The sequence below is a fragment of the Pseudomonas sp. 15C genome (genome assembly GCF_055484735.1).
Genome location: NZ_JBUDGD010000078.1, coordinates 1 through 20,402 on the forward strand (window position 1 = coordinate 1; position 20,402 = coordinate 20,402).

Below are 20,402 nucleotides of genomic sequence, written 5' to 3' on the forward strand. Positions count from 1 at the left end.
CGGGTCGTTAGCCAGGTCTTCGCGACCGATGATCAACATGAAGCGTTTGAAGATCGCATCGCCGTTGGCGCCAATCTGCACATGCTTGCCATCGGCGCTGGTGTGAATGGAGGACGGCGTGATGCCCGGCATGATATTGCCGCTGCGCTCGCGGATGAAGCCGAACACATCGAACTCCGGCACCATGCTTTCCATCATCGCGAAAATCGCTTCATACAGTGCGACATCGACGACCTGGCCAAGTCCGCCGTTGACTTCGCGGTGCCGCAGCGCCATCAGCGCGCCGATCACGCCCCACAGCGCAGCAATCGAATCGCCGATGGAAATCCCGGTACGCACGGGCGGCCGGTCTTCGAAACCGGTGATGTAACGCAAACCGCCCATCGATTCGCCGACCGCGCCGAAACCGGGCTGGTCTTTCATCGGCCCGGTCTGACCGAAACCGGACAGGCGCACCATCACCAGTTTCGGGTTCAGCGCGTGCAGGGTTTCCCAGCTCAGGCCAAGCTTTTCCAGTACACCGGGGCGGAAATTCTCGATGAGGATGTCCGCTTCACTGAGGAGTTTTTTCAGGATCGCCAAACCGTCAGGATGCTTGAGATTCAGCGTCAGCGATTTCTTGTTGCGCGCCTGGACAAACCACCACAGCGAGGTGCCTTCATACAACTTTCGCCATTTGCGCAGGGGGTCGCCACCGTCGGGCGATTCGATCTTGATCACTTCGGCGCCGAACTCGCCGCAAATTCGCGAGGCAAACGGCCCGGCAATCAATGTTCCCAATTCAATGACTTTCAGACCCGAGAGCGGTTTGCTGGTGAACGGCATGCGAAATCCTGTAGGACAAGGCTGAGCGGATACAGCGTTTTAACATAGCCGGCCGTCAGACGCCGCAGCTTGATCGCCATCAACTCGATGATTGCCCACGGCATCGGTTAGACTTGCCGACTTTCCTCGTATCAAGAAGCCCGTTCATGGCCCAGCCGTCCACTACCTATAAATTCGAACTGAACCTCACCGACCTCGACCGCGGAGTCTACGAGAGCGTCAAGCAGACCATCGCCCGTCACCCTTCGGAAACCGAAGAACGCATGACCGTGCGCCTGCTGGCCTACGCCCTCTGGTACAACGAGCAGTTGTCGTTTGGCCGTGGTTTGTCGGACGTGGATGAACCGGCCTTGTGGGAAAAGAGCCTGGACGACCGCGTTCTGCACTGGATCGAAGTCGGTCAGCCGGACGTCGATCGCCTGACCTGGTGCTCGCGTCGCACCGAGCGCACCAGCCTGCTGGCCTACGGCAGTCTGCGTGTTTGGGAAACCAAGGTGATCCCGGCGATCAAGAACCTGAAAAACGTCAACATCGCCGCCGTCCCGCAAGAAGTGCTGGAAACCCTGGCAAAGGACATGCCCCGCGTTATCAAGTGGGACGTGATGATCAGCGAAGGCACGGTCTTCGTTACCGACGACCGTGGTCAGCACGAAGTCCAGTTGCAATGGCTGCAAGGTGAGCGCGGCTGATCCCGCGCCTACACCGGAATAATCCCACGTAACCAAGAGAAGTCTCCGTCACCCCATGCGCATCGAACCTCGTCAACTGCCCGCCACGCTGCCCTTTCTGGGTGATCTGCCACCGCTACTGACCCGCCTGTACGCGGCGCGGGGCGTGCAGTCCGAGGCCGAGCTGGACAAGAGCCTGGCGCGGTTGATTCCGTACCAGCAACTCAAGGGTATCGATGCCGCCGTCGACCTGCTGGTGACCGCGCTGGAGCAACGCCAGCGCATCCTCATCGTCGGCGACTTCGATGCGGACGGCGCGACGGCCAGCACCGTTGGCGTGCTGGGCTTGCGTCTGCTGGGTGCGGCCCATGTTGATTACCTGGTGCCGAACCGTTTCGAATATGGCTACGGCCTGACCCCGGAAATCGTCGACGTCGCGCTGACCCGCGAGCCGCAATTGCTCATCACCGTCGACAACGGCATCTCCAGTGTCGAAGGTGTCGCCGCAGCGAAACGCGCCGGCCTGAAAGTGCTGATCACCGACCATCACTTGCCCGGCGATGAGTTGCCGCAGGCCGATGCGCTGGTCAACCCGAACCAGCCGGGCTGCGAATTTCCGAGCAAGGCGCTGGCCGGTGTCGGCGTGATCTTTTACGTGCTGATGGCGTTGCGTGCGCGCCTGCGCAGCCTCGGCTGGTACGAGAGCAAGGCGCAACCGAACATCGGCGAACTGCTCGATCTGGTGGCGCTGGGCAGCGTCGCCGACGTGGTGCCGCTGGACGCCAACAACCGCATTCTGGTGCATCAGGGACTCGAGCGAATTCGCGCCGGCCGCGCCCGGCCGGGGATCAAAGCGATTCTGGAAGTCGCCAAGCGTGACGCCGCGCGTATCACTTCTACGGATCTGGGCTTTATTGTCGGCCCGCGTCTCAACGCGGCCGGGCGTCTGGATGACATGAGCCTGGGCATCGAATGCCTGCTCACCAGCGATGCCAATCTGGCCCGGGAAATGGCCGCGCAACTGGACGGCATGAACCAGGACCGTAAATCCATCGAGCAAGGCATGCAGCGTGAAGCGCTGGCGCAGCTCAAGGACCTGCCGGTGGAGTCGATGCCGTTTGGTCTGTGCCTGTTCGATCCGGAGTGGCACCAAGGCGTGATCGGCATCCTCGCCTCGCGAATGAAAGAACGTTATTTCCGCCCGACCATCGCTTTTGCCGATGCCGGCGACGGCCTGCTAAAGGGCTCGGGGCGTTCGGTGCAGGGTTTCCATATTCGCGATGCGCTAAGTGTGGTCGCCGCGCAGCATCCAAACCTGATCGCCAAATACGGCGGTCACGCGATGGCCGCCGGTCTGACTTTGGCGCAGGAGAATTTTCCGTTGTTCGCCGAGGCCTTCGACGCCGAAGTGCGCCGGCAACTTCGCGAAGACGACCTGACCGGGCGCATGCTCACCGATGGCACCCTGGCGGTCGAGGAATTCCACCTCGAACTGGCCCGCGCGTTGCGCCATGCGGGGCCGTGGGGACAGCACTTTCCGGAACCGGTGTTTCATGGCGTGTTCCAGTTGGTCGAACAGCGCGTGGTTGGCGAGCGGCATTTGAAAGTGGTGCTGAAAAGCGAATGTGGCTCGGTGAAACTCGATGGCATTGCGTTTGGTATTGATCGGGATGTCTGGCCGAATCCGACGATTCAGTGGGTGGAACTGGCTTATAAGCTCGACGTGAACGAGTTTCGTGGCAATGAGACTGTGCAGTTGATGATTGCCCATATCGAACCGCGTTAAAGCCAATCGCGAGCAGGCTCACTCCTGCAGGTCCGGTGTTGTCCTTGGCGGAGCGTGCCTGCTCGCGAAAGCTTCACATACTGAATCACTCTGAACCCTGCTTCTTCCCGCGTTGTCGACTAGGCTCTAAGCACTGCTTGATTGGCCTTGTGACGTCTTGTCGATTTTTTGCCCGCGGGGGCGGGTGCTGCACCTTTTTTCTGTCACTCGTCGACTTTTCAAACAGAACCCTGGAGCCTGCCCACTGATTCGAGAGGTGCCCCATGAGTCTGCTGCTTGAACCTTTTACCCTGCGCCAACTGACCCTGCCCAACCGCATCGCCGTCTCGCCGATGTGCCAGTACTCAAGCGTCGACGGCCTGGCCAACGACTGGCACCTGGTGCACCTGGGCAGTCGCGCGGTGGGCGGTGCCGGTCTGGTGTTTACAGAAGCCACGGCGGTTACGGCCGACGGGCGGATCACCGCCGAAGACCTTGGCCTGTGGAACGACGAACAGATCGAACCGCTGCAACGCATCACCCGCTTCATCACTTCTCAAGGCGCAGTCGCCGGCGTTCAATTGGCCCACGCCGGACGCAAGGCCAGCACCCATCGGCCGTGGATCGGCAAGCACGGCAGCGTCAAACCCGAAGAAGGTGGCTGGACCCCGGTCGGGCCGTCGCCGATCGCTTTCGATCCACAGCACACGCAACCCAAACAACTGGATGAAGGGCAGATCGCCGCCGTCATTCAAGCCTTCGTCGATGCCGCCAAACGCGCATTGACGGCGGGTTTCAGCGTGGTCGAGGTGCATGCTGCGCACGGTTATCTGCTGCACCAGTTTCTCTCGCCGCTGAGTAATCAGCGCCAGGATCAGTACGGCGGGTCGTTCGAAAATCGTATCCGGCTGGTGTTGCAAGTCACCGAAGCGGTGCGGGCGGTGTGGCCGGAAGAGCTGCCGGTGTTTGTTAGGGTGTCCGCCACCGACTGGGTGGAAGACGGCTGGAACCCGGATGAAACCGTGGAGCTGGCGCGGCGCCTGCATACGCTGGGGGCCGATCTGATTGATGTGTCCTCGGGCGGTACGGCGGCCAATGCGGAGATTCCAGTCGGGCCGGGTTATCAAACGCGTTTTGCCGAGCGGGTGCGTAAAGAGTCAGGCATTGCCACTGGCACCGTAGGCATGATTACCGAGCCGGCGCAGGCCGAGCATATTTTGCGTACCTGTCAGGCCGATATCATTTTCCTTGCCCGGGAATTGCTGCGTGATCCGTACTGGCCGCTGCATGCCGATGATGATCTGGGCGGGCGCAAAGCGGTGTGGCCGGCGCAGTATCAACGCGCGACGCACCGGGATCAGCCGATTCATGAGTCTGATTTGCGAGATTGATTGAGGCAGAAAAGCAAAAGCCCCGAGCCGGTGAGGGTCGGGGCTTTTTGGTGACTGAAAATCATCGGTGCCTGGTCTGGCGCTATCGCGAGCACGCTCACTCCTACAGTTTGAAATGCGATCCCCTGTAGGAGTGAGCCTGCTCGCGATGAGGCCCGAACTGGCGCCTCAAATCCTCAAGGATATTTGCGCTTGTCCGGCGCCGGCGGGAAGTACTGGTACAACCAGGTCTCGCTCAACGTGCGGTCATTGGTGCGGATAAACAGGCGCAGTTCCACCGGCTCGACGCTGTCACTGGTCGGGTACCAGTCGAACAGGATCCGGTAACCCTTGATGTCATCCAGCACCAGCACGCTGAAGTCCTGCACCTTGCCGTTCGAACAGGTCACCACCGGTTCGATCCCGGTGCCCTGCGGCAAGCGCTCGAGACCGCCGCCGGTGAAGTCCACGGCAAAGCGTCGCGCCCACACCTTCGGGTAATGCTCGCCCGGTGCCCAGCCCTCTGTGAAACCACCCATACCGGAACGAGTCGCGTGCACCCGTGCCAACGGCGTGCCCACGGGCGGCAAGGCGCTCCAGTAGAGCTTGTAGCCATAATTCAGCGAATCGCCGGCGGCCACCGGTTTTTTCGGCGTCCAGAACGCCACGATGTTGTCCAGCGTCTCGCCGGTGGTAGGGATTTCCAGCAAGTCGATCGAGCCTTCGCCCCACGGGGTAGTCGGTTCGACCCACAGGCTTGGACGTTTGCTATACCAGTCGACGGTGTCCTGATAATTGGCGAATTCGTGGTCGGTCTGCACCAGGCCGAAGCCCTTCGGATCCTTGTCGGCAAAGGCGTTGAATTGCAGGGTGGCCGGGTTGTTCAGCGGGCGGCAGATCCACTCGCCGTTGCCGCGCCACATGGCCAGGCGATCCGAGTCGTGGATTTGCGGATGAATGGTGTCGCACATGCGCCGCTCGTGGGTGCCACAGCTGAACATGCTGGTCATCGGCGAAATGCCCAACTGTTCAATGGCGGTACGCGCATTGATGTGCGCGTCGATTTCCATCACCACGCGTTCGGCCTGGCAATCGATATCAAAGCGATAGGCACCGGTGGCGCTCGGCGAGTCGAGCAAGGCGTAGACCACAAAACGCGTGGCGTTCTTGTCCGGCGTCTCGAACCAGAATTTGGTGAAGTCGGGGAATTCTTCGCGTTTCCTGGCGTAGGTGTCGATCGCCAGCCCGCGCGCCGAGAGGCCATATTGGCCAGTCGCATCGACGGCACGGAAATAACTGGCGCCGAGAAAAGACACCACGTCATGCCGATCAAGTTCCGGTGCCTTGAACAGTTTGAACCCGGCAAAACCCAGATCGCCTTTCAACTGCTGGGTGTCGACCGAGGTGTTCTCGTAGTTGAACAGCGCCGGACGGAAATGCACCTCGCGCGCCATGCGCGTTTTCGGATCAACGCTGTACATACGCACCGGCTGGCGGAAACCCATGCCGACGTGGAAGAACTGCACGTCCAGCTGGCCCTTGTTTTCCTTCCACAGGGAGTGCTCGCCGTCGTAGCGGATCGCGTTGAAATTCTGCGGCGTCATCGTCGCCAGGGTGGGCGGCAACACCTGTTTCGTATCCTGATAGGCGCTGCCGGCCAGTTGCTTGGCCTGACGTTTGAGCGCTTCGAAATCGAACGCCTGCGCCTCGCCATCGGCGGCGCCGCCATTGGCCGCCCAGGCACGGGTGGCCAGCAGGCCAGTGGCCGAAAGACCGGTGTAGGCCGCAATGGCCATGGACGCTTTGAGCAAATTCCTGCGATGCATATATACAACCTGTCGTGTGCAATCCCGTGCCGTTCCTGGCACGTAGCGGATCGGAAATTACGGTTCGGTCATGCCTTCGGCCAAACGCAACGGACTATAAACAGATGCCCGCTAGCTTAATCGGTTCGATTGTCGAGCAAAAAGCCTTGTTTGCAAGGCATCAGCTGGCAATGAAACAAGACATGTCTGTAATTTTTCTGACAGGGCCCTCTGATTTAGAGGGCATAACTGCTTTTTTCGATTAATTACTCTAAAAACTGCTTTTCAGCGCCGATTTAATTCCTATTCTATGGGCAAGACCGGATACAAGCCTTCGTGTCGGCGGGGCACACGACACTGCTCAAAAGAGGCAGGGCGATGTGAGGTTCAGCAGTTTCTTGACTCATCAGAGAAGGACATCGTCCATGGCAAAAATACACGGCATCACCGAAATGTTAGGGATCTTTCCATGCTTGGGTGGCGGGCGCAGAAGACGCCGGCTCAGTTCGGAAGAATTGAAACTGGTCGAGCGTTATCGAGAGCTTTCCGAGAATGACCGGATTGCGATGAGGTATCTGGTGGATGCGATGCGGAGTGTTTCGCGGTTCTAACGAGAAAAACTGAAAAGGGAGCGGGCTGCAAAGCCCGCCCCCTTTTTCGAAGCGATTAGCCACAGTTCAATGGAGGGCATGCAGGCAGGTTTTGAAGTAGGCGTTTCCTTCGAGTTGAGTGAAGAATTCCTAAATATGTGGCGGTTGCAGATCCCGGTAACAGGTATTACGTTGTTCATACGAGTAATACTCTTGGAGCACCACATGACGACAACCATGACGAGCAAGGGCCAGGTCACTATTCCGAAACCAATACGTGACGCCCTTCAGCTGACGCCGGGCTCGGCCGTTGAGTTCAGTGTCAATGAACAGGGCGAAGTGGTTTTGCACAGTGCCAGACACGCTGGAGAGCAGACAACGGCACCGGATCGATTTGATGCGGTTCGTGGCAAGGCGGACATCAAGTGGCGAACCGATGATTTGATGGCGTTACTTCGGGGTGATGATTGATGGTTCTGGTCGACACCAAGTATTGATCGACGTTCTGGAGGACGATCCTGTTTGGGCTGAATGGTCTATTCAGTAACTCCGGTCGCAGTCATTGATCCATGATCTGGTGATTAACCCAATCGTTTACGCAGAACTGTCGCAGACGTTCTCAACTTTCGAGACCCTGGATGAGGTGGTTAATCAGCTAGGGCTGGTCGTGCAGGAAATTCCGCGGCCTGCTCTTTTTCTGGCCGGCAAGGCGTTTGTACGCTACCGGAAAGTGGGTGGTGGCAAGCAAAACGTGCTGGCGGATTTCTTTATCGGAGCACATGCAGCGGTGAAGAAGCTGCCGTTGTTGACCAGGGATTCCAAGCGGTATCGTAATTACTTCCCCTCGGTCCAGTTGATTACGCCCTCCTGATTATTTAATGGGGGGCTGCCGCAATCGCCAGCAGGCTGGCTCCGGCATTAGAATGCGTTTCCTCTGTGGAAGCCAGCCTGCTGGCGATGCTTGTTTCAGTGCCTGAACATCACATGCCGAACCGTGGTGTAGTCCTCCAGCCCATACATCGACATGTCCTTGCCGTACCCGGACATTTTCTGACCGCCGTGGGGCATTTCGCTGACGAGCATGAAGTGCGTGTTGACCCAGGTGCAGCCGTACTGCAGCCGAGCTGACAGACGATGCGCGCGGCCTGTGTCGGCGGTCCAGACGGAGGAGGCGAGGCCGTAGTCGGAATCGTTGGCCCACTCAAGCGCTTGTGCTTCATCGGTAAATTTGGTCACCGAAACCACTGGACCGAACACTTCACGGCGGACGATTTCGTCATCCTGCTGCACATCAGCCAGCACCGTCGGCTCAAAGAAGAAGCCATTACCTTCGACAGCCTTGCCGCCGGTGATCAACCGGATGTGCGGCTGCGCCACGGCGCGCTCGACGAAAGCGGCGACGCGGTCGCGGTGTTGTGCAGTGATCAGCGGGCCCAGTTCGGTGGAGGGATCATCCTGCATGCCGTGTTTGATCGTGCTGACCGCCGCGCCGAGTTTTTCAACGAATTTGTCGTAAATCCCTTGTTGCGCGTAGATCCGGCACGCGGCGGTGCAGTCCTGCCCGGCATTGTAGAACCCGAAGGTACGAATGCCGTCCACCGCCGCGTCGAGGTCGGCGTCATCGAAGATGATCACCGGCGCCTTGCCACCCAATTCCATATGCAGGCGTTTAACGCTGTCGGCCGTGCTGGAAATGATGTTCGATCCGGTGGCGATCGAACCGGTCAGCGAAACCATGCGTACTTTCGGATGGCTGACCAGTGGACTGCCGACGGTAGCGCCCCGGCCGAACACCAGGTTAAGTACACCGGCTGGGAAAATATCCGACGCCAGTTCGGCCAGACGCAACGCCGTCAGCGGGGTTTGTTCCGACGGCTTGAGCACCACGGTATTACCGGCGGCCAGCGCCGGGGCGATTTTCCAGGCGACCATCATCAGCGGGTAATTCCACGGCGCGATGGAGGCGATCACCCCGACCGGGTCGCGACGGATCATCGAAGTGTGACCGGGCAAATATTCGCCAGCGGCCGAACCGCTCATGCAACGGCTGGCGCCGGCGAAGAAACGGAGCACATCGGCAATCGCCGGGATCTCGTCGTTGAGTGCGGCATTGTAGGGTTTGCCGCAATTGTCGGATTCGAGTTTCGCCAGTTCCTCGCCATGGGCTTCGATGGCGTCGGCGAGTTTGAGCAACAGCCGCGAGCGGTCTTTCGGCGCGGTTTGCGACCACTCGGCAAAAGCGTTGTCGGCGGCGCGCACGGCAGCATCGACCTGGGCTTCGCTGGCTTCATTGACTTCAACCAGCACTTCGCCCAGCGCCGGGTTGAGCACCGATTGCGCAGGGCCTTCGCCGTTGACCAGTTGTCCGTTGATCAAGAGTCGGGTTTGCATGGGTTTGTCCTCTATAGTTCTGCCGAAACCGGTTTGAAAACTGTGGGAGCGAGCCTGCTCGCGAAGGCGGTGTGTCAGGCGACATCACTGCCGGATGTGACGGCCTCTTCGCGAGCAAGCTCACTCCTGACGACGGTCTCGTCGACCGACAACCCGGTCACAAGAGCGTGGTCGATCGGGCGCATCTCGACAACGGCGATGGAAATTTCGCGCTGGGCTAAAGTGTAGATCGGATTTTTCAAGGTCAGACGCGAGCGCGAGCAACATCTCGAAGCACACTCGCACCGCCGTTTCGGGCACTTTCGCACTAGGCTGAGGGCCTTATAGATCCGGTTAACCCCAGTTTGGAGGCGGAACATGAACACCCGTGGATTGCTCGATCAACTGCTCAAATCCGGCCAGGATCTGCTGCAGAACAAGGCTGGCGGTGCATCGAACAAATCGGCTGCCGGCGGGCTGGGGGGCCTGCTCGGCGGCTCGTCAGGCGCCAGCGGTCTCGGCGGCCTGCTCTCCGGCGCAGGCGGAGGCGCACTGGCGGCCGGCGCCATGGGCCTGCTGCTCGGTAACAAAAAAGTGCGCAAGGTCGGCGGCAAAGTCGCCATCTACGGCGGCCTCGCCGCACTCGGCGTGCTGGCCTACAAGGCGTACGGCAACTACAACGCGCAAAAAGGCAGCGCCCCCCAAAACGAACCGCAAACCCTCGACCGCCTGCCACCGGCGCAAGTAGAACAACACAGCCAGGCCATCCTCAAAGCCCTGGTCGCCGCCGCCAAAGCCGACGGCCACATCGACGAGCGCGAGCGCGAATTGATCGAAGGCGAATTCACCAAACTCGACAACGACCAGGAACTGCAACACTGGCTCCACGCCGAACTCAACAAACCCCTCGACCCCACCGACGTCGCCCGCGCGGCGAGCACGCCGGAAATGGCGGCAGAGATGTACATCGCCAGTGTGATGCTGGTGGATGAGGAGAATTTCATGGAGAAGAGCTACCTGGATGAACTGGCGCGGCAGTTGAAGCTGGAGCCGGGGTTGAAGGTGGAGTTGGAGAGGCAGGTGCGGTTGGCGGCCATTTGAAACTTAAGAGATCGCAGCTTGATGCTGCGATTTTTTTGCCTGCGGGTTTGGGAACTAGGCGAAGACTGATTTGTGGGTTGACTCGGTTCCTGATCGCGGGCGGATCCAGGGTTGCGACGGGGTTTTAGAATGAAGAGCGACCATTTGATCGCTCTCTTTGCATCAGAAGAATCAGACTTGCTGCCGCCAAGCGAAGAACGTGATCACTGTGCCTTCATCTTTTCTATTAGAGATTTCTACCTTGTAAGTGCCACCGTCAATGTGACCCTCAACCAGTGCTTTGCGCTCGTTGCCGCTGACTTCGGCGTCCTTCGCCTGCTGCTGATAGAAGTCGATCACATCCGCGTATTTGGTAAAAGTCCTGAGAATGACCTCATATTCATGCTGAGGGCGTCCGGCTATTTTGTCCCAATCACCGTCAATTGGCGTGCCTTCCATACCCGGTGTCGTAAAAACACCGTGAGCGCCGGCGCCAATCAAGTGAGCTTGCTGCGGAAGCAATGGCAGCATCGCTTTGGGAAAATCGGACGGTAATTGAGCCGTTGTCCAGGCTCCCTGTTTCGGCTGAGTCACGATGTACTCAACGTTCGTGATCTTCTGCGCGGCGGCTCGGCGTTCTGGGTCATCACTCTCCGCCCACAGCGCCATCATTGGAGGCAGTTGCTTACTCCAGGGGATCAAAGCATCGGCGTCAGCCTTGCTGGCGCCTTCTAGCTGGAAAATAGTCAGCACGGTTTCCGGCGCATCGTTACACGTCAATGTTTCCTCACGAGACTTGACGGTGCAGTGGCCATTGACCAGTCCTACGGCGAGCAACTGCCCCTTGTCGTCCAGCAGTAATGCGCCTCGCTCAAATCCGTTGTTACCGTCGTCCATGGCAGTGATCATTTTTCTGCCGGGAGGTACACCATCAACAAACGTCGACATTTCCGAATCGAGCGCTTCAAGAACCTGCTGCACAATCATCGTATTGTCATTGGTGTAACTTCCGATTTGGTACCCAAAAAAATCAACGAGTGCAGAGCGAACCGCCGGGTCTTGGTTGAGCTTGTGACCCCTTTCTGGAGTGGCTTCGTTTGTGAGCAACAAGGCAGTTGTGCCGTCGGGACGTTGTTCGGATCGTAGTGACAGCGCGATTGCGCTTAGGGAAAAGGTAAGGGCTAGAAGCAAGGTGAGGGTGCGGCTCACGTGTTTCAAGATAACAGTCCTTTGGTTGTTTAATCCGTGGGGTGGTCGTAAAGATTTGAGCTAATGATTATGCGTTTAGCATAATTTTTTCTTTTTTTAATTATTCTGGATTGGGCAGTTAAGTTAACAGTCGCCTTGCAGATCTCGGTGTCGCGCCTGCGCTTATCAGGCGGCCCAGTGAACTTTTACGTACAGCTAATCAATCAAGGCTTCCAAAATTCAATGCCTTCCATATGGCGCTCTATGTCATCCATGTCATCCTCACCAAGCGTTGAGTCAAAATTTTTGCTGATAAGTGTTCTGATTTTGGCTAGTCGCTGAGTTACGTGTCCTTCGTCAATGAACTCAGTTGTAGCTTTACGGTATTCTTCAATCGGTTTGTCGCTATAGTAGCTTCCCATCTTGTGTAGGGAAATCAAGATGAATTCAATGGTTGCGAGTGCTTCCAGAGCATCTTCGCCAGTCAGTGTGATTGACTTGTTTTTTTCTAACATTATTTTCTCCGATTGAAAGTTGGATTTGCTAATCTTAAGTTCCCTTTAATAGTCAACTCCATAGTTCCATATCTGGGGTTTTTTACCCATTCCAGCTGCGAGTCAGGTACGTCGGTCTCAATGTAGTCTCTACCGCGACCCCTGCCAATTTGGTATTTTTCTTCAGCTTCAAGTTGGCTCAACGGCTTCTTGTTGGCGGGTTCGACGTAGACGCGATTGTTATCTTGAGCCTGGATTACACCGTCACTTTCAATACCAGTAGAGCCCTTTCTATTAGTGTAATGCCGGACACGCGTAGTACTTTCTCCGCGTGGGACGGGAGCGGGTGCTGCTGGTTCACCTTCGTTGACCTTCGCTTTTTCTGTAGGATCACCGATTTTGCCCGCAGATTTAGCTTTCTTCTGCGGGCACTCACTGCTCAACCCCAACGGATCCACCCACCCCGTAGGGTTAGGCACGTACTGGTAGCTATTCAGCCCACCTGCAAGCTTGATCGGATCCGGCGTCAAGAACCGTCCAGTCCCCGGATTGTAGTAGCGGTGGCGGTTGTAATGTAACCCTGTCTCGGCGTCGAAATACTGACCCTGGAAGCGCAGCGGGTTATCGATTTCGTTGATGTCCAGCGCGGCGAGGTTGCCATAGGCGCGGTACTTCGCCGACCACATGATTTCGCCGCTGTAGTCGGTCAGTTCTTGCGGCGTGCCGAGGTGGTCGAGTTGGTAGTAGAACGGGGCCGCTTTTAATGGGCCTTCGCCGTCGAGCATTGCCAGCGGGCGGAAGCTGCCAGGTTCGTAGATGTAGCTGCGGTAGCGGTTCTCGGCGCTTTCAGCGATGAGGCGTTCGCCTTGCCACAGAAACTCGGTGGTGTGACCGTCGACTGACTTTTCAATGCGGCGGCCAAAGGCGTCGTATTTGTAGGTCGCTGTGCTGCCGCCCGGCAGGCTGACGCCGATCAGGCGGTGCTGGCAATCGTAGCGGTATTCGGTGATGAGTTTTTGTCCGGCGCCGCGACGTTCGCGGATCAGATTGCCGTAGGCGTCGTAGTCATAGTGGCGGTCGCCTTGCATCAGCAGGCGATTGCCTTTGACGTTGGCGAGATTCGCAACGGGCAGGTCATTTTGTCCGAGCAGGTTGCCCGCCGGGTCGTGGGCGAAGCTCTCTGGCGTGGCGCCACGCACGCTAATCAATCGGTCGAGCGGATCGTAGTGAAAGCTGCGGTTGCCTTTGCGGCTGTCGTCAACTCCGGCGAGGTTGCCGTTGGCGTCGTAGTTGTAGCGACGCTGGAACAGGTCTTTGTCGCGCTGGCTGACGTTGTGTGCCTGAAGTCGGCCCTGTTCATCGTATTGATATTGACTCAGCAACAGACCTTGCTGGCGCTGTTGTTCGCGACCGGCGCTGAACTGGTGGCTGGTCAGGCGAGAGCCGTTGAGGTCAATGCTGCTCAGGCGACCACCAGACAGGTGGCGGTAATCGAGCGTACTGCCATCGGGGAGACGGCAGTGGCTTAGTTGCCCAACGCTGTCGTACTCATAACGCGTAGTACTCCAGCCCTGATGTTCGGTGATCAAACGATCCTGCACGTCGTATTCGTAGGCGAGCGGCCAATGGCCGTCCTCGACGTTTACCAGGCGACCCAAAGCGTCGTAGCTGTAATGAATCTGCTCGCCATCTGGCACGGTTTTGACCAGTAGACGACCCGCGGCATCGCGCTGGTATTCGGTGACCAGTTCGCTGCCGTCGTCGCCGAACTCGGTTTTCTTCAACAGTTGGCCGTTGAGGTCGTACTCGTAGGCAGTCCGACGACCGTCAAAACCGGTTTCCTGTTGGATCAGGCCGTTCGGGTAGTAATCGAGTTGATAGCGTTCACCGCGCTCGTTTTCGATCTCGGTGAGGTTGAGTTGCGAATTGTCGTAGCGATAGCGCAGTTGGCTGCCATCCGGATTGATCCGGCGGCTGACGAGATGCAGATTGTCGGCGTATTCGTAACGGGTGATACGGCCGAGTTCGTCGCGTTCGGCGGTGACGCGGCCATACGGATTGTAGGTAAACGCGCGTGTGGCACCGCCGGGCAGGGTGACTTGGGTCAGGCGGTCAACGGCATCCCATTGGTAATGAGTGATCGCACCGAATTCGTCCTGGCGAGTGATTTGCCGGCCGAGCACATCGTAGCGGTACTTGCGTTGACCGCCGTCCGGCAGGCGCTCTTCCAACAACTGGCCGAGGTTATTCCAGCCCAATTGATGACGACTACCGTCGGGGTGGCGGATTTCCAGCAAGCGCCCTTGGCGATCATAGCTGTAGAAGGTCTCGTTGCCATCAGGATCGGTTTGTTGGGTGATGTCGCCCTGTCGGTTGCGCTCGTATTTCCAGCGCGCCTTGCCGCGCTGGACATCAATAAGTTGGCCGTTGAAGTAGTTGTAACGCGTCGGAACGTCTTCCGGAGGAATCACCGCAACCAAGCGTCCGGCATCGCTGTACTGATACTCGGTGATCGCACCCATGGGATCTTTAATAGCGATCAGTCGACCCTGATCGTCATAAGCATTCTGGGTTTCACCTCCGTCGGGCGCGGTCTCACTGACCAAGCGTGCATTTTTGTCATGCACATAGACCAATTCGCTACCGTCAGCGTTATAGACGGTGACTGAGCCTTTGTCGTCCCACTCGTACCGCGCTTCCATTTGCGCATAGTTGGCCCAGTGACGTACGCAGCGGGAGAGCTTGCCTTCTCGTTCCCACTCCCAGAAGAAGCTGGCGCCCCCTGCCATCTGCCGTTCGAGAATGACATGTTGATCGTTGTAGCGGTAATGCTCGGTTTCGCCGACCGCATTGGTAGAGGAGATGAGCTGATTGACGGTGTTGTATCGGTAGGTGACGAGGGTCTGAATCGTCAGCCATGGATCCTGGCGTTCGCCGCGCTCGTTATATTCGGAACGTTGTTGCTGTTGATCGACAGCAACAATGTGTCTGCCTTCGTAACGCAGTAGCAGGGCGCGGCCTGCGCCGTTATCTATTCGTTGGATACGGTCAACGAAGTCATAACTGATATGCAGTCGGTTTTCGTAAGCATCGCTGATTGTGGTCAGACGCCCGGCACGGAAATGGTAAAAGCGCGTTCTTTCCCCGGCCTGGGTCAAAATGAGTTCGCCGGGTTCATTGCCCAGATAAATCGCTGCCTGAGCCAGACTGTTGGTGATGGCCGGGCGCTGTTCAGTTGGCATCGGGAAGCGTGTCTGGCGATTCTCGTTATCTGTCCACAGCACACCTTCATCGTCGAGCTGCAAACGATGGGACAGTGAATGGCTCCAGCCATGGCCGAGGCGACTGTCGACCTCTACCGCACTGCTGCGATACAGGCGCGTCCACTCAAATGGCAGCAGGCCGCCCAGTCCGCCATCGGTGAGAGTCAGCAATTCTTCGCCCGTCACCATCGACACCGGTTCGCCGTTGGAACAGGTTTTATCGACGCATTGTGCGGGTTCGTCGGCTGGGTTTTTCGATTGCTTGGGCGCGTTGTCAGTCGGCTCTACCTGCTCGATGCGTGAGGCCGGCTCATCTTTTTTACGCGTCTGAATCTGCGCATCGGATTCCACTTTTCCGCCAGTAACCGGTGGCTTGCTTTTCGGAGCAGTGGCAGTTTCGGCAGGTTTGGGAGGTGCAATCTGAACATCCGCCTTGCGTGCCGGATTGAATTTCGAATCACCATTGAGCAACAACGGTTTTGATGCTTCGGTGTGCGGCGTCGCCTTGGACTTGCTGACTTTCATCAGCATTCCGGTGAAGTCTTCAATCAGCTTTATGACTTTGCCGCTGCTTTGCACCCCTTTGACGGCTTTTGTACCCACGCGTACGGCCAAGCCAAGACCACCGGTCAATACAACGCCGATCAGAATGTTCAGCAAGAACTCAGTCGACATTTGCGCCAGCACTTCGGTACAGGTCTGCGGCGGCAGCATCTTCACCCAGGCCACGATCGCAGCGACATATATCCACATGAGCGGTTCATCGCTAGCGATCAACAAAGCGGTGTGAATCGCGTCGGCAGAGGCGTCGTAGATCTTCTTGATCTGCTCTTCCGTGAAAAAGTTTTTCAGTTTTTCGTAGTTTTCACGCGGATGAGCGATGAGGTCGTAAAGACTTTTGATATCGCCCCACAGGCCCATGATCGCTTTCATGAAGCCTTCCCACGCGGCTTCCAGCTCTTGCAATGCGCGACCACCGAGGGATGCATCGGTATGTGTCTGCCAGAGCGGCAGGAAGCTGGTGCTCCATTCGGTTTGTAGCCAGCCGCCCAGCTCGCCGATCACGCCTTGATACGAGTTGAACAGGCTATTGATCTGTGCCGGCGTGGGATTGGGGAAGAAAGTAATTTTGTATTGTTGATTGGGTTTGAGCCCGGAGACTTCAAGAATCCCTGTTGCGCCGATGGTTTTGTTAATGGTCGGGCCGACGTCGTTTTTGCCGATGAAGCGGCCATCAACGACGGGCGTCAACTGAACTGGAGTATTGCCAATCGGCACGAAGCGCGCGGACTCGAAGCTATGAACCAGGACGAGTTTGCCGTTCGCGGGGCAGTTGGCATAAAGGGTATTTTCCTTTTTGCTGTCCTTGTCCGCCGTGCCGACTTCGTCGCCGACTTTGAACTGTTGTTCTGCGTCCAGAATTCCGCCGTACCAGGCTTCGGCATGCTCGCGATAGTCCTTCAGGCATTTCTTGAAATCGTTGATGATGGCCTGAGCATCAGGTTGTTTTGCTGTGAGGCCGCCAACGATCCCACCCATCAAAATGCTCATACCACTACCTCTTTTTCCAGATAGGCTTTCAACAGCCCGCTAAAGTTTTCTTCCGTGAGCGGCGTGCGCTTAACAAAGCGCGCCACTTTTTGTTTCAGGTTCGATTCGGGGAAGGAGAAATACAGATCGGCGTGTTCTTCCTGCAACCACTGCAGCATGTTGCCGATAACGGTCGATGGATTCTTTTCCATTAATCCATCCAGCAACGCCTTCGGCACCTCCCACCACGGCCAATCCCGCACCTTCGGCACAACCCGCGTCCCAACCTTCAGCGCCTGCCCATTAATCAGATACCGCTCAAACACCGGCAGCACTTCCCCGGCCTTTTCCCCTAGGCCGTGCAGAATCGGGTAGATATGCCGCCCATCCCAGAACCGGAAAAACACCTCGGTGCCATCCGGCATCTTCACCTGCGTCAGGCTGCGCAGATGTTCGAACACTTCGTTCGGCGCTGAACGCGATACCGCCAGCCAGCCCCAGTCCAGCGCATCGGTTTCGGCGATCCAGGGCAGGAAGGCGGAGTTGGACTTGAGCTCAGTGACGTAGGGCATCACCGGTTGCCAGGTGGAGTAGGGCGTGCCGCCCCAGATCGGCAGAAGCTGGGCGGTGGGCTCGGTCAGGTACAGGGTTTTCAGGGCGTCGGCGTCGCTGGCGGCGCTGATGATCAGATACAGGCGCTCGCCGTTTTGTAGCGGCTGTTGCGCCAGCCAGTCCTTGGGTGTGATTCGATCAGATGGCACAGGCACCTGCCTTGCATTTCTCGCATTCTTCGCAGAACGGCGCATTGCGTTTGAGGGTGTTGATTTGCGCCGGGGTCAGGACCAGACCAGCCTTGTCGGCATCCGCCTGTTTCAGCACGCCGGGCATCAACGGTGCGGCGCCCGTACCAACGCCGGGGCTACCGCCGGAGTTCATGTTGATCACCGGCCCGCTCATGGTTACGCCGCCGGCGTCGATCTTGATGAAGCTGCCGCCACCGACCAGGGTCAGTTCCGCGCCGGCTTCCATCACCACTTTCATGCCACTGCTGAGGTGGATTTCCTGACCCGCGTCGATGAACTGGCCGGTGCCGATCTTGATGTGCTGGTTCACGCCCACTGTGAGGTGGTCGTTGGCGCGGGTTTCGACTTTGCGGTCGGCGTAGACGGTGTGGTGTTCTTCGGCCTTGAATTCGCTGTAGCTGTTTTGCTCGACGGTGTCGTGGCGTTCGTTGCCGACGCGGATTTTCTGGTCGTGCTCGATGTTCTCGTCCCAGTCGCGCTGGGCGTGCAGGTAGATTTGTTCCTGACCTTTTTTGTCTTCGATGCGCAGTTCGTTGTAGCCGCCACCGCCCATTGAGCTGAGGGTCTTGAAGGTGCTGCGGGTCTTGTTCGTCGGCAGGGCGTAGGGAACGGTGTTTTCCTTGTGGTACAGGCAGCCGCTGATTAGCGGTTGATCGGGATCGCCTTCAAGGAACGTGACCAGCACTTCCATGCCGATGCGCGGGATGGCGATGCCGCCGTACTGAGCGCCGGCCCAGGCGCTGGAGACGCGCAGCCAGCAGCTGGTTTTGTCGTCGGCCTGGCCTTCTCGATCCCAGTGGAACTGGACTTTGACCCGGCCGTATTCGTCGCAGTGGATTTCTTCGCCTTTCGGGCCGGTGACCACGGCGCTCTGGCTGCCGAGGATGCGCGGCTTCGGGTGGCGCAGCGGCGGGCGATTGGGCACGTCCCACGGCGTGGCCTGGAAACGGTTGCGGTAGCCCTGATGGAAATCGTCTTTCAGCGCCGTGGTGTCGCTGGTCACCGACTCTTCGAGCACCTGCGGCTGTTTGCCTTCGTGCAGGACTTCGGTAAGCAGCCAGAGGTCGTTCCACTTGGCCTTCGGGTGTTCGGTCAGGGCGAGGAAGTGGCCGCTGACCAGCAGCGGCTGATCGCTCTTGCCTTCGGCGAGCTGGAAGTCGCTGCGATGGCGTTCGAGGGCGCGTTTGGCCAAGTGCTTGCCGCGCTCGCGGTCGATGAAACGGCCCGGGTAATCGTAGTCTTCGAGGTCGGGCAGGGCGTCGCCACGGTTTTCGCTTTCCAGGGTCAGGCGCGGTTTTTCGAAGTCGTAATCGCGGCGCGTGGTGCGGCTGGTGCGGGTTTCCAGTCGCAGGTCGAAGCGCTTGATCACCGGATCGCTGGCGACCATGCCGGAATCTTGCTGGTAGGCCACCGGCTTGAGTTTCGGGAACACCGTCTGGTCATCGCCGAACACCAGTTTGTGCGCCGTGGCGCTGTGCTGGAAGTGGTAGTGAATGCCTTCTTCTTCGCACAGGCGCTGAACGAAATGCAGGTCCGATTCATCGTATTGCACGCAGTAGATGCGTTCGGGATAGATCGAGCCGGTCTTGAATTCGTAGGCATTGCTTTGGATGCCGTGCTCTTCGAGGACCATGCCGATGATTTTCGGCACGCTGAGGTTCTGGAAGATGCGCTGGTTGATGCGGTGCGCGAGGTAGGAGAGTTGCGGGCGCAAGGTCACCGAATAACGGGTCAGTCGCTTGCCCGAATCGCCTTGCGCGGCGCGGTAGATCTGGCCATGAATGCCGCTGCCGTCGGGCGACAGCTGCAGGAAGGCCGGTTTGTGCAGCAGGGTTTCGAGGTCCAGCGACGGCTGCTCACTGACCAGCTCCACCTCGAAGACAAAAGGCTGGCTGATGGCTTCCCGACCGGTGAGGGTAAACACCTGGAAATCAGCGGAAAGACCTTCGATGGTCAGGGCAAAGTGGGTTTCATTGGCCGGCGCGAACATCCCTTGTTCCTCGTGCTGTACAGCGGCGCTCGTCGACGCCCGCAAAAGCGGGTCAACGTACGCGAAATTCTGGAGGGGCGTAAACAACATCGACCAGCAGAGCTGGCCGATGCTTGTAACGATCAGCCGTAATTAAACGACTGGAGCACGCCAGTCATCGGAACCCGAAGTACCGGATACTTCGTGGGTCCAGGTGATTTTGCGGTAGGTGAACTGCACTTCTTCCAGGTGGGTGAAGTGCGCGTTGCCTGGATCCTGGCAGTTGTGCATTTTGTTGTTGATGGCGACGATGATCGCGTCTTCCAGTTTGGTGGTGTAGTAGTGCTCTTGGGTGCCTTGCGCCGAAGTGCGGTACCACTGGATAACGATTTCGCTCATGCGCTCGCCGGAAGTCAGTGCTGCTTGCAGCAGTGGCGAAGCCTTGTCGTAGACCTTGGTGATCACAACTGGCTTGTGAACGCGCTGACCGGTTGGCTGACCGGATTGCGGGTCACGCGGGATGATCACATCGTGGGTGAAAGCCTGAACCATGACCTGGTCTTCGTGGCCTTCCTGGTAGGTGTTGCCTACGGAGTCAGCGGTGAATGCGCCTGCAGTGATCAGGCCTTGTTTTTCGCCGGTAACCGACATGTACGCTGGTGTTGCCATGGGGTGCTCTCCT

17 protein-coding genes are annotated in these 20,402 nt (G+C 58.1%); 7 read left to right on the forward strand and 10 right to left on the reverse strand.

The genetic code is table 11. The annotated features are described in order from the left end of the window. Window positions 1-825, reverse strand: an 825-nt coding sequence (locus ACYYKW_RS24530; protein ID WP_464991402.1) for a CaiB/BaiF CoA transferase family protein, incomplete at its 3' end; no start/stop codon positions are given. A 146-nt stretch (window positions 826-971) separates the two neighbouring features. On the opposite strand from ACYYKW_RS24530, the gene ACYYKW_RS24535 reads away from it, so the two are divergent. The 3 genes from ACYYKW_RS24535 to ACYYKW_RS24545 all read left to right on the forward strand — a co-directional run bounded on the left by ACYYKW_RS24535 (window position 972) and on the right by ACYYKW_RS24545 (window position 4,649). Next, window positions 972-1,514 carry a YaeQ family protein gene (locus tag ACYYKW_RS24535; protein WP_394508512.1) on the forward strand — a complete coding sequence of 181 codons (543 nt, stop codon included), beginning with the start codon at window positions 972-974 and terminating at the stop codon, window positions 1,512-1,514. Between the two features lie 55 nt (window positions 1,515-1,569). Continuing rightward, window positions 1,570-3,279, forward strand: a complete 1,710-nt coding sequence (gene recJ / locus ACYYKW_RS24540) for a single-stranded-DNA-specific exonuclease RecJ (RefSeq protein ID WP_090281931.1) — start codon at window positions 1,570-1,572, stop codon at window positions 3,277-3,279. Between the two features lie 263 nt (window positions 3,280-3,542). Continuing rightward, window positions 3,543-4,649 (forward strand): NADH:flavin oxidoreductase/NADH oxidase, encoded by a 1,107-nt coding sequence (locus ACYYKW_RS24545; protein WP_464991403.1) that lies wholly within the window; start codon window positions 3,543-3,545, stop codon window positions 4,647-4,649. A 176-nt stretch (window positions 4,650-4,825) separates the two neighbouring features. Here the strand turns inward: ACYYKW_RS24545 and ACYYKW_RS24550 are convergent, their stop codons facing one another. Beyond that, window positions 4,826-6,454 carry a glucan biosynthesis protein D gene (locus tag ACYYKW_RS24550; RefSeq protein ID WP_336354952.1) on the reverse strand — a complete coding sequence of 543 codons (1,629 nt, stop codon included), beginning with the start codon at window positions 6,452-6,454 and terminating at the stop codon, window positions 4,826-4,828. Window positions 6,455-6,858: 404 nt separating this feature from the next. On the opposite strand from ACYYKW_RS24550, the gene ACYYKW_RS24555 reads away from it, so the two are divergent. The 3 genes from ACYYKW_RS24555 (at window position 6,859) to ACYYKW_RS24565 (ending at window position 7,894) form a co-directional block, all read left to right on the forward strand. Further along, window positions 6,859-7,044 (forward strand): hypothetical protein, encoded by a 186-nt coding sequence (locus ACYYKW_RS24555; RefSeq protein WP_093104396.1) that lies wholly within the window; start codon window positions 6,859-6,861, stop codon window positions 7,042-7,044. Between the two features lie 78 nt (window positions 7,045-7,122). Beyond that, window positions 7,123-7,494 (forward strand): AbrB/MazE/SpoVT family DNA-binding domain-containing protein, encoded by a 372-nt coding sequence (locus ACYYKW_RS24560; RefSeq protein ID WP_464991404.1) that lies wholly within the window; start codon window positions 7,123-7,125, stop codon window positions 7,492-7,494. Window positions 7,495-7,585: 91 nt separating this feature from the next. After that, window positions 7,586-7,894, forward strand: coding sequence for a type II toxin-antitoxin system VapC family toxin (locus tag ACYYKW_RS24565; RefSeq protein WP_464991405.1), 309 nt, complete (start codon window positions 7,586-7,588; stop codon window positions 7,892-7,894). Window positions 7,895-7,989: 95 nt separating this feature from the next. On the opposite strand, the gene ACYYKW_RS24570 is transcribed toward ACYYKW_RS24565, so the two are convergent. Further along, window positions 7,990-9,414: a gamma-aminobutyraldehyde dehydrogenase gene (locus ACYYKW_RS24570; RefSeq protein WP_464991406.1), complete on the reverse strand. Its 1,425-nt coding sequence runs from the start codon at window positions 9,412-9,414 to the stop codon at window positions 7,990-7,992. Window positions 9,415-9,488: 74 nt separating this feature from the next. Next, window positions 9,489-9,656, reverse strand: a complete 168-nt coding sequence (locus tag ACYYKW_RS24575) for a hypothetical protein (protein WP_157720871.1) — start codon at window positions 9,654-9,656, stop codon at window positions 9,489-9,491. Between the two features lie 115 nt (window positions 9,657-9,771). Between ACYYKW_RS24575 and ACYYKW_RS24580 the strand changes: the two genes are divergently transcribed. Further along, a complete protein-coding gene (locus ACYYKW_RS24580; protein WP_464991407.1) occupies window positions 9,772-10,494 on the forward strand; it encodes a tellurite resistance TerB family protein in 723 nt (240 codons plus the stop codon). A 171-nt stretch (window positions 10,495-10,665) separates the two neighbouring features. Here ACYYKW_RS24580 and ACYYKW_RS24585 read toward each other — a convergent pair whose 3' ends face one another. The 6 genes from ACYYKW_RS24585 to ACYYKW_RS24610 form a co-directional block, all read right to left on the reverse strand. Then, window positions 10,666-11,691 (reverse strand): hypothetical protein, encoded by a 1,026-nt coding sequence (locus ACYYKW_RS24585; RefSeq protein ID WP_464991408.1) that lies wholly within the window; start codon window positions 11,689-11,691, stop codon window positions 10,666-10,668. Window positions 11,692-11,885: 194 nt separating this feature from the next. Then, window positions 11,886-12,176: a hypothetical protein gene (locus ACYYKW_RS24590; protein WP_464991409.1), complete on the reverse strand. Its 291-nt coding sequence runs from the start codon at window positions 12,174-12,176 to the stop codon at window positions 11,886-11,888. Continuing rightward, window positions 12,176-16,969: an RHS repeat-associated core domain-containing protein gene (locus tag ACYYKW_RS24595; protein ID WP_464991410.1), complete on the reverse strand. Its 4,794-nt coding sequence runs from the start codon at window positions 16,967-16,969 to the stop codon at window positions 12,176-12,178. The genes ACYYKW_RS24590 and ACYYKW_RS24595 overlap by 1 nt, the downstream gene beginning before the upstream one ends. Continuing rightward, the gene (locus ACYYKW_RS24600; protein ID WP_464991412.1) at window positions 16,966-17,709 is read right to left on the reverse strand and encodes a DUF4123 domain-containing protein; all 744 of its coding nucleotides are present in this window, start codon (window positions 17,707-17,709) and stop codon (window positions 16,966-16,968) included. The genes ACYYKW_RS24595 and ACYYKW_RS24600 overlap by 4 nt, the downstream gene beginning before the upstream one ends. Continuing rightward, a complete protein-coding gene (locus ACYYKW_RS24605; RefSeq protein WP_464991411.1) occupies window positions 17,699-19,741 on the reverse strand; it encodes a type VI secretion system Vgr family protein in 2,043 nt (680 codons plus the stop codon). The genes ACYYKW_RS24600 and ACYYKW_RS24605 overlap by 11 nt, the downstream gene beginning before the upstream one ends. Before the next feature lie 132 nt (window positions 19,742-19,873). Continuing rightward, complete coding sequence (locus ACYYKW_RS24610; protein ID WP_007949952.1) at window positions 19,874-20,389, reverse strand: Hcp family type VI secretion system effector; 516 nt, start codon at window positions 20,387-20,389, stop codon at window positions 19,874-19,876. Between the last annotated feature and the right edge of the window lie 13 nt (window positions 20,390-20,402).